The following is a 14,887-nucleotide window of genomic DNA, read 5'->3' as shown; positions in this document are numbered from 1 at the left end:
AATGCATTACCAGAAACCGAGCAGTTTCCACCACATGCCGCCAACACCCAGCCAGATAGGGATAATGACCAGACTGACAAAGAAACCGATCTTCCACCAGGTTGCCAACGGCACGTAGCCTGTGCCGAACAAAATGGGTGCCGGGCCACTGGAGTAGTGAGTTGTAGACATAAACAGGTTACTGAAGATACCGAATACCAGTACGGTCAGCATTGGCGGCGCACCAGCTGCCAGTGCAATAGAGACGAAAATTGCGTACATGGCGCTGATGTGGGCAATCGCACTCGCCATCAGGTAGTGGCTGTAGTAGTAAACCAGCAGCAGCAGACCCAGCATCGGCAGCCAGTGCATTCCGCTAACCGCATTACCGGCCAATCCGCCCAGCCAGGCAATCAGACCCATTTTGTTAAGCTGGCCAGCCAGCGTCATCAGTACGGCAAACCACACCACGGTGTGCCAGGCTTCTTTCTCACTGACCACATCGTCCCAGGTCAGCGCGCGGCTGAGCAACAGCACGCTCAGGCCAGCCAACGCGGTCAGCGTCGCGTCGATATTCAGCGTAGAGCCCAGTACCCAGAACGTCACCAGCCCAAGGAACACACCCAGCACCACCCATTCATCGCGGGTCATTTTGCCCATCTCACGCAGTCTTTCGACGGCGATGGCGCGCATTTCTGAGGTTTTCTTCAGTTCAGGCGGGTAGAAACGGTAGATCAGATAAGGAATCAGCGCCAAAGACAGGAAGCCCGGCAGCAGTGTTGCTAACGCCCAATCCGTCCAACTGATGTGGATACCAAACTGGGAAGCCAGCTTGGCCACCATCGGGTTACCCGCCATGGAAGTCATGAACATCGCGGAAGTCACGGCGTTACACTGGAAAATGGACTGCACCAGAAACGCACCAATGCGACGCTGTGTGCCTTTTTCCGGTGTGGAATCATAGGCTTCGGCGATTGACCGGAACAGCGGAGTGATGATCCCACCGCAGCGTGCAGACGTGGAAGGCATCGCTGGAGCGAATAGCAGGTCGGTAAACACCAGACCATACGCCAGACCGAGGGAACTATTTCCCAGCTTGCTGATGAACAGCAGGCCAATACGTCGACCAAAACCGGTTTTAATAAAGCCGCGCGAGATAAAGAAGGCACAGGCGATCATCCAAATAGTGGGATCGCTAAAACCCGCCAACACGTCTTTAATGGATAATAACCCTAATATGGCGACCGAGGTCAGGCTGAACATCGCCATCGCGCCAAGCGGGTAAGGAGAAAGAATCAGACCGACAACCGTGGCAATAAAAATCGCCATCAGATGCCAGGCATCAGGTTTAACGCCATCAGGAACCGGCAATAACCATAAGCCACCGGCAATACAAAGGATAACTAGAAGCTTTATCAACCTGCTATTATTCGCAGACATAAGAACACCACTCTTCATTAAAACGGAATGCTGTATTCACGACGGATGTCCCGTGCGGAGGAGTGGGTATTACGTTATTCTTCCTTCGTCACCCTGCTGAAACCACGCAACAGGAATCATCTGCGGAAAAAAAGACGAGAAAACAAGGGTTCAGGGTGCTTCTCTCGTCTGATCAAATCAAGTGATTAATGAAGAGATAGTATTATAATGCGCCTGCAAAATAGCGTTACTTTAGTTACTAAATAGGTTCATTAATTTATTTAAGAAACTTTCGTGGTTTTAATTTCCAGATAAAAAATCCTTTAAATTCAATAATAATTGACATTTTACAAACATAAAATTAACGAAATTAACGACACATCAATGATAAAAAAACCTTATACCTAATAGTGGTAATATAATTCTTTCCTAGACAGTGAGTTATCTATTCCTTATTTATTTACTCAGGTATTTTTTATTAAAAAATAAAAAACAAAATAATCATGATTTGGCGAGAAAATATTATTTCTTATCCAGCTGATAACATTTAAAGGGTAAGAAAAAGTACGGCTAAAAGCTGCGGCGACATAATTCGCAGAAACATTGCCAGCGGATAAACCGTCGCATAAGACAACGCCGCCGCACCGCTGGTCGGGTGAAGCCCATTGGCAAACGCCAACGCAGGCGGATCGGTCATAGAACCCGCCAGCATGCCACACAGCGTCAGGTAGTTCATCTTACCCAGCGTGCGCGCCAGTATGCCGACCAGCAGCAGCGGCACAATGGTAATCAGTGCACCGTAGCCAATCCACCACACGCCGTCGCCGTTTAATAACGTATCGACGAAGTCGCCGCCGGATTTCAGCCCTACGACCGATAAGAACAGCACAATGCCGAGTTCGCGCAGTGCCAGATTCGCACTGGGCGGCATAAACCAGTGAAGTTTACCGATACTGCCGATGCGCCCTAGCACCAACGCCACCACTAGCGGTCCGCCAGCCAGCCCAAGCCGCAGCGCCACAGGAAACCCAGGGATCACCAGCGGCACAGAACCCAGCAACACACCTAGCCCAATGCCGATAAAGACGGGCAGCATCTGTACCTGCTGGAGTTTTTGCTGTGCGTTGCCCACGATATCCGCGACGGCATCGATCGCCGCTTTTCGCCCGACCAGATTCAGAATATCGCCAAATTGCAGGCTGGCCTGATTACTGGCAACCAGCTCGACACCCGCACGGTTCAGGCGCGAAATCACGACATCATAATTTTGCTTCAGATTAAGCTCACGAATCTTGCGCCCCAGCACTTTCTCATTCGTCACGACTACACGTTCAACGTGTAGATCCGTGCCCCGCGTCGAGAGCGATGTCTCTACTTCATTACCGATGACCAGACGTGCCTGTTCAAGATCGTTTTTCGCCCCCACCAGATGCAGGTAATCGCCCAATTGAATCAGCGTCTGCGGCGACGGCACCATCAGTTCATCACCGCGTTTCAGGCGGGAGCAGACGATGGTGTCGCGGTTCAGAATCGGCACAGCCTGAATCGCCAGCCCTTGCAGATTGGTATTCGTCACCGACACATTCATCGTGTGCAGTTGTTCATGGTGCTGACCATTACTGGCTTCAAACTGTTTTGCCTCGTTATCCACCGCGACACGAAACAAGACACGCATCAGCCACATCACCAGTAAAATGCCGCAGATCCCCAGCGGATACGCCATCGCGTAGCCCGTCCCCATCTGGTTCACCAATGCGGAACTCGACCCGAGATCGGTCAGAATCTGCTGACCCGCACCCAGCGACGGCGTGTTGGTCACCGCACCGGAGAAAATACCGAGGATAATGGGCAAAGGGATATTAAGCAGTTTATGTAGCAGGACGGTCACCACGCAGCCGAGGAACACCGTTAGCAGAGCGAACGCATTGAGGCGCAGGCCAGATACGCGCAGAGAGGAAAAGAAGCCCGGCCCAACCTGAATGCCAATGGTGTAGACAAACAGGATCAGCCCAAATTCCTGAATCACATGCAACATGTCATCATTCAGTTGAATCTGGTACTGATGGGCAACATGCCCGACGATGATCCCACCGAACAGAACCCCGCCAATCCCTAACCCGACGCCATAAATCCGCCAGTTGCCAATCCATAACCCCAGAACGGCAACCAGCGCCAGCATACTCACGGTAAGTGCGATATCACTCATACCCGTATCCTTTGCGGACGTTTTTATTGGGAAATGCCACTGCTGCCATACTCTACGACGAGTCTATTTTGATTCTGGCAGAATGCTGGGGAGAGAAACGTGGTGGGCAACACAAAACCGCGCCCGTAATGAGACGAGCGCGGGAAGTTATCAGGTTAATAACGCAGATGCCGCGTTATGACGCATCTTCGGCAGACTGCTGGTTCAATGCCGGGCGGCCACCGCCGATGGCGATACGCTGCGGCTGCAAGGCTTCCGGTACGTCACGTACCAGATCGATGTGCAGCAGGCCATTTTCAAAATGCGCATCGGACACATGCAGATGCTCAGCCAGCGTAAAACTCAGCGTGAAAGGTTTAAACGCCAGCCCCTGATGCAGATATTCCACGGCTTTCTCGGTCGGTGCCGGGCTGCCTTTCACGGTCAGGCGTGGGCCTTCGACTTCAATATCCAGATCGCTTTGTCGGAAACCTGCCAGTGCGAGCGTAATGCGGTAGTGGTTGTCGTCTTTTTTCTCGATATTATACGGAGGAAAATCAATCGGTTCCTGGCTGCCCTGCATTGAGCTAGCTAATTTGTCAAAACCGATCCACTGACGCAGTAAAGGTGATAAGTCGTAGTTACGCATAATATGACTCCTTCTAAGAAGCGAGATTAATGATGCCCCTGTGGGCATAGCTTATGCCAGCCACGTTTCAATCGCTGGCGTCGTCCCCATTCGGCAGACGATATAGTCATTCATGGCATTGCCGTTTCAGGCAGTGCTCAATTAATTTGATATTGGTTTACTTAATTTCAATCCGACGCGGCTTCATCGCTTCCGGCACGATACGTTCGAGATCGATATACAGCAGCCCGTTTTCCAGATTGGCGCCTTTTACCTGAATATGTTCGGCCAGCTGGAATTTACGTTCGAAATTGCGCTCGGCAATGCCCTGATACAGGTAGTTGCGGGCAACCTGCTCACCAGCGTGGGCACCTTTAACAATCAATAAATTGTCGTGCGCGGTGATGTCCAGCTCCTGCTCGGCGAAACCAGCGACGGCAATCGCGATGCGGTATTGGTTCTCATCAACCAGTTCGACGTTGTAGGGAGGATAGCCGCCGTTGCTCTGGGTCTGGCCGGTTTCTAATAGATTGAACAGGCGATCGAAACCAATAGCGGAACGGTACAGTGGGGAAAAATCGGGGTTACGCATAAAACAGCCTCCTAAACATGCAGCGAGGATTTATTCTTTACCTTCCCTAAGGACAGGCTCACAGCCGGGACAGATACCCTGACGGCATATCGTTTTCTTCCGGCTTACGATCAATATGGTGACCCCCCTCAGACTTTCAAGAGGCAAAAAAGAAAAATCGCTGTGTTTCATGCAATATTCACTCACACAGTGGTCGTTATCACATACACTCAAGATAGGTAGGTTTGGCCTAGTGCCGATCGTTTAAGCATTGAGATACACGGGGCGGCCACAGGGGTGAGGCGTCCCTGCGGGAACCTCCCCTGTGTTTCCCCTAACAACGGACTTAAGTGGCCAGTACTAGGCTTCGACCCGCTCTGGCAGCAGGTTCTTAATGGATAAGTAATATGACTTTACTGAAAAGTGCGTTGTTCTCTTTCATTATTACCGGTAGCGGCGCGGTAGTAACCGGCGGCTGCTCCAGCGTGATGACGCATACTGGAAGCGATCAGGGATACTATTCCGGCACACGCGCCAGCGTGGGTATGCTGCGTGACGACGACACCAGTTGGGCCATGATGCCACTGGTTGCGCTCGATCTGCCGTTCTCCGCGGTGGCCGATACGCTGCTGCTGCCCTACGACTACTATCGCGCGGGCAGCGAGAAGAGCAAACTGTCGACGCGTGAGCGCATTTCGCAAAGCGAAGAGCAAAACCAAACTGCCAACTCACAATTTGCCACCACACCGCATAATCAGCTTTGATAGCACCGCATTCGCCGTGAACCCGCTACGCCGCAGTCATGATCGCAAGCAGGTCACGACGAAAAGCTGATTAAAACCGTCAATTTCCCGCATATACGCAACGTGTTTCCCATCAGGGGAAAAGACCACGGCATCCGCGCTCGGCGCGCTGTCCGTCCTCGCCGTCATCCGAACAAGCTCACCACTTTTCGCATCACACAGCATGATACTGTTGTCACACACAAATGCCAGAGAACGCCCATCCGGGTGCCAGTTAAAAGCAGACTGTACACCGTGTTCCGTATGCGTTACCTGTCTTGGCTCACCGCCATTCGGGGAAAGCGTCCACAATTGCACCACACCAGCCTCGTCACGCATCAAAAATGCGATCTCGCTGCCATCGGGCGAGGAACGTAGCCAATGGCGCGGCTGATTCACCAAACCAGGATAATGGCGTTGGTGCGTAAAGGTTAAACGCCGCTGATGCACGCCCGCAGGCGGCGCAGGCATCGAGGTTGCCGTCCCCGCCAGTGGCGCATCACCCTCTTTGGCGTAATCTTCCAGCGCCTCCGGCAAATCGACGATAAAAATCTCAGGAACCATTGTCCCGTTCAGCGATCGCGTATCACCAATAAATACCAGCGCCCAGCGCTGGTGCGAACCGTCCTGTCGAATATAGCCCGTGGTGCCCACCCAGCCTTCTTCATAAGCGCGATTGATTTCATCACTGCCGGGTTGCGGTTGCGGTGTCGTTCTGCTGACTAGAACACAATAGTGGCTGCCGTCATATTCACGCGGATGGCGTTTCTCAACGGTGACGGCCTGTAGCGGCACGCCCACGCCTACATTGCGCAAGTTTAATGCCGGATCGCGCTCATGCAGCACATGGTCGTTATAGGTAAAGCTCAGACGACTGGCATCCGGGCTGAAGACATGGACATGCGTACCGCCGCGCAGCGCACCGGCCTGATAAGGCGGCGTAATAGAGAGAGCGTCAAGCGTGCTCGCCTCATCGCGCTGGCGATCCGCCACTATCGTTCCACGGCGATGGTGAAAATCATACTGCCATTCGCTATCCGGATTTTCCGGCCCGTGGATAAAGACATAGCGCAGCGGCTCCCGCGGGCTACAGGTCACCACGCCCACATGTGCACCCGCCGCTGCTCGATAAACAACCTCGGTTTTACGACTTTTCAGGTGTATGCGCTCAATGGTCAGCCCTGTGAATGAAGATCCATAGGGCCTTATGTCATAAACCAGCCAATTTCCATCGCATGACCAGCAGTTAATATTGGTAATTTGATGACCAGCAGCATTAAAGGTTAGTTGTTTTTCAACAGACAAGACATCACCCCATTTATTCAATATCAGTCAATAGTTTGTAAATAAAATTCAGCTTTATGTATAAGTCATTGTTTTAAATTTAAAAAAAACAAACAACAACGAATATTATCATTCAAAAAAATAGAAAGACTTCCTCAATAACATCCGTTTTTTAATTTATTAGCATTGGCGTAACATTCTTCATATCGAAAGGGAAGCCCCCTTTCACCTATCAAATAAGAAAAGGATAAGACATCATGAAAAACGTAAAAACCATCGCTGCTGCTGTTGTTCTCGCTACCGTTGCTTTCGGTGCTTCTGCTGCTGAATACGTGTCTCCTTCACAGGCACAGAACCTGGAAAAAGCGGGTGTTGTTACTGCTACTGCTCAAGACCTAAGCTCACTGCAATCTAAGCTCGCAGCGAAAGCAGAAAAAGCAGGCGCTAAATCTTATACCATCACGTCTGCGACCGGTAACGATCAGCTGCGTGGCTCTGCGGTAATCTTCAACTAAGTGTTGTTGAGCCTGAGCTGTTTGTCCCGATAAGTCATCATAGATAGACCTGTATTACCCTCTTTCCGGCTTGCCTCCTCATCAGGGCAAGCCGGTTTTTTTATTTATGCGAAAGGGGGGCATGGGAAAGCAGGAAAGGCGATGAATTCGGTGTAGCAGAGTGCCACACCGACGTGGATAGACTTACAACGTTGAACCTTGAAAACCATTTTCGGCCGCCACCGCCGCGAACCATTTCCCGCTTTTCTTCACCGTGCGCGTCTGCGTCGCCAAATCCAACTGCACGAAACCATAGCGATTCTTATAGGCATTCGACCACGACCAGTTATCGATAAACGTCCACATATGGTAGCCGAGGCAGTGACTGCCTTCCGCGATACCTTTGTGTACATATTTCAGGTGTTCGCGGACAAAATCGATGCGGTAATCATCCTGAATCTGGCCGTTGGCGTCGAAACGCTGTTCGTTCTCCACCCCCATGCCGTTTTCCGAAATAAAGCAGCGCGGATTGCCGTAATTCACCCGCAGGTTAGTCAGAATGTCATAGATGCCCGGTTCATAAATTTCCCAGCCGCGATAGGGATTCATTTTTCGTCCCGGCATTTCATAGCTGGAGAAGAACCATTCGGGCATAAACGGACTATCGGGATTGACCAGACTGTCACGGCACTGAATACGGCGCGGCTGGTAATAGTTAATACCCAGTAAATCGACAACACCATCGGCCAGCAGCGCACGATCGTCAGGCTGACAATGCGGCAGTTGGCCATAGCGATGCAGCAGATCGACCAGTTCCTGTGGGTACTCGCCCCTCAAAGCGGGATCGAGGAAACTGCGGTTAAACATCAGATCGGCGATGTTGGCAGCGTTAACATCGGCCGGATGCTGGGAACGCGGGTAGGAAGGCGTCAGGTTGAGGATGATGCCAATTTCTCCGCCCTGAGACTGCTCGCGATAGGCTTTCACCGCCAGCGAATGCGCCAGCATCGTATGGTACGCCACCGTCGCCGCACGCTTGAAATCCACCACGTTCGGGTAGTGGAAATCATACAAATACCCGCCTTCCACTGGCACCACTGGCTCATTAAACGTAAACCAATGTTTTACCCTGTCACCAAACAGGCGGAAACAGGTCGCCGCATAACCCGCATACGCCACGACCACCGCCCGATTTTCCCAGCCGCCCAGGCGTTGCATCACCATTGGCATATCAAAATGGAACAGATTGATAAACGGCGTGATGCCCTGCGCCAGCATTTCATCAATGATCTGATTATAAAATGCCACTGCCTGCGGATTAGGTTCACCCACGCCGTCGGGAATCAGCCGCGCCCACGAGATCGACGTTCGGAACGTGTTGTGATTTAGCGTCTTCAGCAACGCGATATCTTCACGCCAGTGCTGATAAAACGTGGAAGTATCCGCCGGCCCAACCTGCTGGTGAAAACGGCCGGGCTGCGTGGCAAACCATTCGTCCCACACGGTGGCGCTTTTACCATAATTGAGGCTTTCGCCTTCCGTTTGCGGTGCCGAACTGGCACTGCCCCACCAGAAATTCGCGGGAAAGCGGAAATCGTTCTGAAGATGATCGTGCATACGTTCCTCTCTGTTTCACTCGTATTTATGCGCTGGCACTTGCTTCGCCTGCCGCCTGCTGCTGTTTCTCCTGCTCCTGTTTGAGCAGCGTGCGCTCATAAACTTTCAGGAACGGGTAATACATCGCGGCCGACATCACCATGCACAACAAGCACATGATCACCGGGCTGAAAGCCCAGTTCGCCGCCCACGATGCACCAATCGGTGCGGGCGTCGTCCACGGCGTAAGGGAAACCACCTGTGCGATCCAGCCGAGTTTCGTCGCCGTATAGGCAATAACCGCATTGACCATTGGCACGAAAATAAACGGCAGGAACAGCAGCGGGTTCATGATGATCGGGGCACCAAACAGAATCGGTTCGTTGATATTGAAAAAGCTCGGCACCACGCCCATCCGGCCAATCGTACGTAGATGAACCGCACGGCTACGCAGTAACAAAAAGGCCAGCGGTAGCGTAGAACCGACCCCACCAATCAGCAGGTAGTGATCCCAAAAACCCTGCAAATAAATATGCGGCAGCGGTGCACCCGCTGAAAGTGCAGCCTGATTCAACGCCAGATTGGTCATCCAGAACGGGTTCATGATCCCGGTAACGATCAGCGCGCCGTGAATCCCGGCAAACCACAGAATCTGGCAAATAAATACCGAAATCAGAATCGCAGGCAGCGAATCCGACGCCGAAATCAGCGGTGCCAACAGGTGCATAATGGCTTCCGGGATAATCATGCCGGTAGCAGACTGGATGAACAGGTTAAACGGGTGCAGCGTCGCGACGATCACCAGCACAGGGATGAGGATTTCAAACGAGCGCGCCACGCCGGTCGGCACCTCTTTCGGCAGGCGAATGGTGATGTTTCGCTTCTTCAGCCAGGCATACACCTCACCTGCATAAATTGACGTCAGAATCGCGGTAAAAATCCCCTCACCGGAGAAATACTGAGTAGAAATCTGCTTATCGTGATAAGGCGCAGCCACCAGCAAAAATGCCATCAGCGCCAGCAGGCCGGTCATGATCGGGTCCAGCTTGTAATGCTTACCCAGGCTGGCACCAATCCCCACGGAGATAAAGAAGGTCATGACCCCCATACTGAGGTAGTACGGCAGCATCAGCTGTTCGCGGTAGGCAACGGAGAAATCGAGCCACGCGCGGGCAAACCCCAGCGTGGTATCCGGCGAGAACGGTGGAAAGATGAACACCAGCATGAATGAACCGATGATCATAAAAGGCAGCGCGGCGATAAAGCCATCACGAATCGCGATGATGTGGCGCTGTTGTCCCACCACACCCGCCAGCGGGGTAATCTTTTGTTCGATGACATTAACCATCGATTGATAGAGGCCACTCATAGCGGTTGTCCTGATTTTTCGATCAGTGAAAATGCAAAATCCAGCACGTTGTCACCGCGCTGCATACCGTAATCCATCATATCTATCGCGGCCACAGGCACGCCTTTTCCCTCGGCTTTCTCCTTGAATGACGCCAGCATGTATTTCACCTGCGGCCCCAGCAGCACAACGTCGTACTTCCCGACTTGTTCATCAAATTCATGGGCGGCGTAGGCGGCAATCTCAACGTCCAGACCACGCGTATCGGCCGCCTCCTTCATCTTTCTCATTAACAGGCTGGTGGACATCCCAGCGGAACAACAAAGCATGATCCTTTTCATTTTCAACACCCCGTCGTACGTGCGTTATGAATCAAAAAACGTCATCAATAAAAGCGTCGTGAATAAACACGTCCAGTGAACACACAATCAGTGGAAACACCGCCATTGGAAACAAAACGGAAACCGTTTTCCATGTAAAAAAACAATATATGAGAATAGGTTCACGAAATGATAGACATTGCGGGAAACAATGTGAGGCAGGTCATGGAAAACGTGTTTCAGACATGAAAGACGGATAAACCCGACTATTGCCGCGCTTATTACGCTAAGTGTGCTGATTTCAGGCATTTCCTACTTTTGGCTATAAAAACGACAAATTGAGATTTAAAAAGCCCATCGCCTGCCTGTTATGGTTATCACCTGATGTTGCATTTTCTCACTGTATTTTAATTTTTCGTTATAAGGGAGAGGTCACACGCATGCCATTGATGATGAACCGATCGGTCACGGAAAGACGTGGAAAGCGCACACCGTTATGGCAAAACGTGACGGTGCGGCTACGCCAGATCGCTACGATTCTCGCTGCCAGCACCGTGCTGTTCATGTCCACCGCTTATGCACAGGACAGCGTACCCACGCAGCTACGGGTCGGCTATCAGAAAGGTTCGGTCAGCCTGGTGCTGGCAAAATCCCACCAGTTGCTGGAAAAACAGTTCCCTAACACCAAAATCAGCTGGGTTGAATTCCCTGCGGGTCCACAGATGCTGGAAGCGCTGAATGTTGGCAGTATCGATCTCGGCGGCACAGGTGATATCCCACCTATTTTTGCGCAAGCCGCTGGCGCGGACCTGTTGTATGTCGGCGTGGAACCACCGAAACCACAGGCCGAAGTGATTCTGGTGCGGGAAGACAGCCCGGTGAAAACCGTTGCCGATCTGAAAGGTCGTAAAGTCGCCTTCCAGAAAGGCTCCAGCGCGCATAACACGCTGCTGCGTGCGCTGCAACGCGACGGGCTAACATTCACCGATATCAAACCGACCTACCTAACCCCCGCTGACGCCCGCGCGGCCTTCCAGCAAGGTAATGTCGATGCCTGGGCAATCTGGGACCCCTACTATTCTGCTGCGCTGCTGGAAGGCGGCGTTCGGGTGCTGGTTGATAGCAGCGGGCTCGATAAAACCGGTTCTTTCTATCTGGCGGGTCGCCCTTACGCTGAGGCACACGGCAGCTTTATTCGCCAGGTATTGGACGAACTGACCAAAGCCGATGCGTTGACAATCAGCGACCGGGCACAAAGCGTCACGCTGTTAGCCAACGCGGTAGGGCTGCCGGAAAAAGTGATTGAAACGGCACTCGATCATCGCCCACCAACCACCATCGAACCGCTGGATGCCGCCACGATCAAGGCACAGCAATCCACGGCCGACCTGTTTTATGAAAACCGTCTGGTGCCGGTGAAGGTCAACATCGCGGAGCGCGTCTGGCATCCCCAAACGCCTTAACCTACCTACCACACATATTTTGTTTACCCAAACAAGACTGTTCAAGGAGTTAATACCATGAGTCTTAACGTATTCTGGTTTCTGCCCACCCATGGAGACGGTCGCTATCTTGGAAGCACCGAGGGCGCACGTCATGTTGACTACAGCTATCTACAACAGGTGGCGCAAGCCGCCGAGCGGCAGGGATTTGGCGGCGTCTTACTGCCGACAGGCCGCTCCTGCGAGGATTCCTGGCTGGTTGCGGCATCACTCATTCCGGTGACGCAGCGGCTTAAGTTTCTCGTCGCCCTACGCCCCGGCGTCATTTCCCCCACCATCGCCGCACGTCAGGCCGCTACGCTGGACAGACTGTCTAACGGTCGCGCGCTGTTCAATCTGGTAACCGGCGGCGACCCGGAAGAGCTGGCCGCCGAAGGTCTGTTCCTCAGCCATGAAGAACGCTATGAAGCCTCGGCGGAATTCACCCACATCTGGCGCAGGCTGTTGGAAGGCGAAACGGTTGATTTTGCTGGTAAACACATTCAGGTCAAAGACGCCAAGCTGCTTTACCCACCCGTGCAGCAGCCACGCCCACCGCTCTATTTTGGCGGTTCGTCTGAGGCAGCACAGAATCTGGCGGCAGAGCAGGTCGATCTCTACCTAACGTGGGGGGAACCACCTGAGCAGGTGAAAGAAAAGCTAGCGGAAGTCCGCGCTAAAGCAGCGGCGCAGGGACGTGAAGTTCGCTTCGGTATTCGTCTGCACGTCATCGTGCGGGAAACCACCGAAGAGGCTTGGGAGGCTGCCGATCGGCTGATTTCCCATCTGGATGAAAAGACTATCGCCGATGCACAGGCGGCACTGGCGCGCTTCGACTCTGTCGGACAACAGCGGATGGCGGCCCTGCACGGCGGCAAAAAGGACAAGCTGGAGATTAGTCCAAATCTGTGGGCCGGTATCGGTCTGGTTCGTGGCGGTGCGGGTACAGCGCTGGTCGGCGATGGTCCGACGGTTGCCGAACGCATTCAGGAATACGCCGATCTTGGGATTGATACCTTTATCTTGTCTGGCTATCCGCATCTGGAAGAGGCGTATCGCGTAGGTGAACTGCTGTTCCCGCACCTCAATCTGGCGCAACAGCCGACGCCGCTGCATGCCGTGAATAACGCGGGAGAAGTGGTGGCAAACCGCTATGTACCGCGCAAGGTCTCACAAAGCTGAGGAATCGATCATGGCAAGAACGCTCTCCTCGCTGGCAAAACGGCTTGCGCCTTTTCTACTCCCCGTGACGCTGCTGGTCGCGTGGCAAATATCCGTCGAGTTCGGCTGGCTATCCAACCGGATTCTGCCTGCGCCCAGTTCGGTGATTACCGCAGGGTGGTCACTCATCTATAGCGGCGAACTGTGGCAGCATTTGGCGATCAGCGGTTGGCGCGCCCTGATCGGGTTTGCTATCGGCGGCAGTATCGGATTAGTGCTCGGCTTTATTACTGGGCTGTCGCGCTGGGGTGAGCGTCTGCTGGACAGCTCAGTGCAGATGATCCGCAACGTCCCCCATCTGGCGCTGATTCCGCTGGTGATTCTATGGTTTGGCATTGACGAGGCGGCCAAGATTTTTCTGGTCGCGCTAGGCACGCTGTTTCCGGTTTATCTCAACACTTATCACGGTATTAAAAACATCGATCGCGGCCTGTTGGAAATGGCGCGCAGTTACGGTCTGTCCGGCATTAGCCTGTTCTATCAGGTGGTACTGCCCGGTGCGTTGCCGTCTATCATGGTCGGTATCCGTTTCGCGTTGGGCTTTATGTGGCTGACGCTGATCGTCGCGGAAACCATTTCTGCCAACTCCGGCATCGGCTATCTCGCCATGAACGCCCGTGAATTTCTGCAAACTGACGTGGTGGTGGTTGCCATCATCCTTTACGCGCTGCTCGGCAAGCTAGCTGATGTCAGCGCTCAAGGGCTGGAACGCATTTGGCTGCGCTGGAATCCGGCTTATCAAACCTCATCGGGGGACGCATCATGACCGCTTTTACCGATTCTGCAATACCATCCCATTCACCGTCGCCGCTCACCAAGGGGACGCCGCTCTCGTTGGATGCCATCACCAAGCACTACGGCCACCGTACGGTACTGAATGACGTGCAGCTACGCATTCCTTCCGGGCAGTTTGTGGCCATCGTTGGCCGCAGCGGCTGTGGCAAAAGTACCCTGCTGCGCCTGCTCGCCGGGCTGGAAGCCGCCAGCAGCGGTGAGCTTCTGACAGGTACCGCACCACTCAGCAGCGCGAAAGACGACACGCGGCTGATGTTTCAGGAAGCGCGACTGCTGCCATGGAAGAAGGTGATCGATAATGTCGGGCTGGGGTTACGTGGCGACTGGCGTGAGAAAGCACAGGACGCACTAGCTTCTGTCGGGCTGGCGGATCGCGCCAACGATTGGCCAGCGGCGCTGTCCGGTGGCCAGAAACAGCGCGTTGCGTTGGCGCGCGCGCTCATTCACCATCCGCGTCTGCTGCTGTTGGATGAACCGCTGGGGGCACTGGATGCCTTGACCCGCATCGAGATGCAAAGCCTGATCGAAAATCTGTGGCTCCAGCACGGGTTCACCGTACTGCTGGTGACGCACGATGTCTCCGAAGCCATTGCGCTGGCTGACAGGGTTATTCTGATCGAAGAAGGTCGTGTGGGGCTGGATATTACGGTGGATTTGCCACGACCACGACGCCGCGGGTCGGCAAAGCTGGCGGAACTGGAAGCCCGCGTGCTAGAACGCGTGCTGGCTCCAACCTCATCTCCCTTACCTCAGCAAGCGGCGATATAACCTTCATTCTGGCGAT

14 protein-coding genes are annotated in these 14,887 nt (G+C 53.4%); 6 read left to right on the top strand and 8 right to left on the bottom strand.

Going from position 1 to position 14,887, the window contains the following annotated elements; translation table 11 throughout:
• Nucleotides 1-6: 6 nt before the first annotated feature.
• The 4 genes from E2566_RS00185 to ibpA all read right to left on the bottom strand — a co-directional run bounded on the left by E2566_RS00185 (nucleotide 7) and on the right by ibpA (nucleotide 4,803).
• Complete coding sequence (locus E2566_RS00185) at nucleotides 7-1,419, bottom strand: anion permease (RefSeq protein ID WP_107168602.1); 1,413 nt, start codon at nucleotides 1,417-1,419, stop codon at nucleotides 7-9.
• A 526-nt stretch (nucleotides 1,420-1,945) separates the two neighbouring features.
• Entirely contained in the window at nucleotides 1,946-3,604 is a 1,659-nt protein-coding gene (locus E2566_RS00180; RefSeq protein WP_107168601.1) for a putative transporter, read from the bottom strand.
• 175 nt (nucleotides 3,605-3,779) lie between these two features.
• Nucleotides 3,780-4,232 (bottom strand): small heat shock chaperone IbpB, encoded by a 453-nt coding sequence (ibpB, locus tag E2566_RS00175; RefSeq protein WP_107168600.1) that lies wholly within the window; start codon nucleotides 4,230-4,232, stop codon nucleotides 3,780-3,782.
• Nucleotides 4,233-4,389: 157 nt separating this feature from the next.
• The gene (ibpA, locus tag E2566_RS00170) at nucleotides 4,390-4,803 is read right to left on the bottom strand and encodes a small heat shock chaperone IbpA (RefSeq protein ID WP_005976748.1); all 414 of its coding nucleotides are present in this window, start codon (nucleotides 4,801-4,803) and stop codon (nucleotides 4,390-4,392) included.
• Nucleotides 4,804-5,189: 386 nt separating this feature from the next.
• On the opposite strand from ibpA, the gene E2566_RS00165 reads away from it, so the two are divergent.
• On the top strand, nucleotides 5,190-5,546 hold the full coding sequence (locus E2566_RS00165) for a YceK/YidQ family lipoprotein (protein ID WP_107168599.1): 357 nt from the start codon (nucleotides 5,190-5,192) through the stop codon (nucleotides 5,544-5,546).
• Nucleotides 5,547-5,582: 36 nt separating this feature from the next.
• Here the strand turns inward: E2566_RS00165 and E2566_RS00160 are convergent, their stop codons facing one another.
• Entirely contained in the window at nucleotides 5,583-6,869 is a 1,287-nt protein-coding gene (locus E2566_RS00160; RefSeq protein ID WP_205942458.1) for a YidR family protein, read from the bottom strand.
• A 236-nt stretch (nucleotides 6,870-7,105) separates the two neighbouring features.
• On the opposite strand from E2566_RS00160, the gene bhsA reads away from it, so the two are divergent.
• Nucleotides 7,106-7,363, top strand: a complete 258-nt coding sequence (bhsA, locus tag E2566_RS00155; RefSeq protein WP_107168598.1) for a multiple stress resistance protein BhsA — start codon at nucleotides 7,106-7,108, stop codon at nucleotides 7,361-7,363.
• 183 nt (nucleotides 7,364-7,546) lie between these two features.
• Here the strand turns inward: bhsA and E2566_RS00150 are convergent, their stop codons facing one another.
• Genes E2566_RS00150 through E2566_RS00140 form a run of 3 tightly spaced genes read right to left on the bottom strand, consistent with a single transcriptional unit; the run spans nucleotide 7,547 to nucleotide 10,627 of the window.
• Nucleotides 7,547-8,959, bottom strand: coding sequence for a glycoside hydrolase family 1 protein (locus E2566_RS00150; protein ID WP_107168597.1), 1,413 nt, complete (start codon nucleotides 8,957-8,959; stop codon nucleotides 7,547-7,549).
• 25 nt (nucleotides 8,960-8,984) lie between these two features.
• The gene (locus tag E2566_RS00145) at nucleotides 8,985-10,307 is read right to left on the bottom strand and encodes a PTS sugar transporter subunit IIC (RefSeq protein ID WP_107168596.1); all 1,323 of its coding nucleotides are present in this window, start codon (nucleotides 10,305-10,307) and stop codon (nucleotides 8,985-8,987) included.
• On the bottom strand, nucleotides 10,304-10,627 hold the full coding sequence (locus E2566_RS00140; protein WP_107168595.1) for a PTS sugar transporter subunit IIB: 324 nt from the start codon (nucleotides 10,625-10,627) through the stop codon (nucleotides 10,304-10,306). Before E2566_RS00140 ends, E2566_RS00145 begins: the two co-directional genes overlap by 4 nt.
• 431 nt (nucleotides 10,628-11,058) lie before the next feature.
• Between E2566_RS00140 and E2566_RS00135 the strand changes: the two genes are divergently transcribed.
• From E2566_RS00135 to ssuB, 4 genes are read left to right on the top strand one after another with little or no spacing between them, the layout of a single operon-like run.
• Complete coding sequence (locus tag E2566_RS00135; RefSeq protein ID WP_420892588.1) at nucleotides 11,059-12,069, top strand: sulfonate ABC transporter substrate-binding protein; 1,011 nt, start codon at nucleotides 11,059-11,061, stop codon at nucleotides 12,067-12,069.
• A gap of 57 nt (nucleotides 12,070-12,126) precedes the next feature.
• Nucleotides 12,127-13,269 carry an FMNH2-dependent alkanesulfonate monooxygenase gene (ssuD, locus tag E2566_RS00130; RefSeq protein WP_107168593.1) on the top strand — a complete coding sequence of 381 codons (1,143 nt, stop codon included), beginning with the start codon at nucleotides 12,127-12,129 and terminating at the stop codon, nucleotides 13,267-13,269.
• Between the two features lie 10 nt (nucleotides 13,270-13,279).
• Nucleotides 13,280-14,074: an aliphatic sulfonate ABC transporter permease SsuC gene (gene ssuC / locus E2566_RS00125; RefSeq protein WP_107168592.1), complete on the top strand. Its 795-nt coding sequence runs from the start codon at nucleotides 13,280-13,282 to the stop codon at nucleotides 14,072-14,074.
• A complete protein-coding gene (ssuB, locus tag E2566_RS00120; protein ID WP_107168591.1) occupies nucleotides 14,071-14,871 on the top strand; it encodes an aliphatic sulfonates ABC transporter ATP-binding protein in 801 nt (266 codons plus the stop codon). The genes ssuC and ssuB overlap by 4 nt, the downstream gene beginning before the upstream one ends.
• Nucleotides 14,872-14,887: the final 16 nt, after the last annotated feature.

It is taken from the genome of Pectobacterium punjabense (assembly GCF_012427845.1).
GTDB lineage: Bacteria > Pseudomonadota > Gammaproteobacteria > Enterobacterales > Enterobacteriaceae > Pectobacterium > Pectobacterium punjabense.
This window is presented reverse-complemented; position numbering and strand designations above follow the sequence as displayed.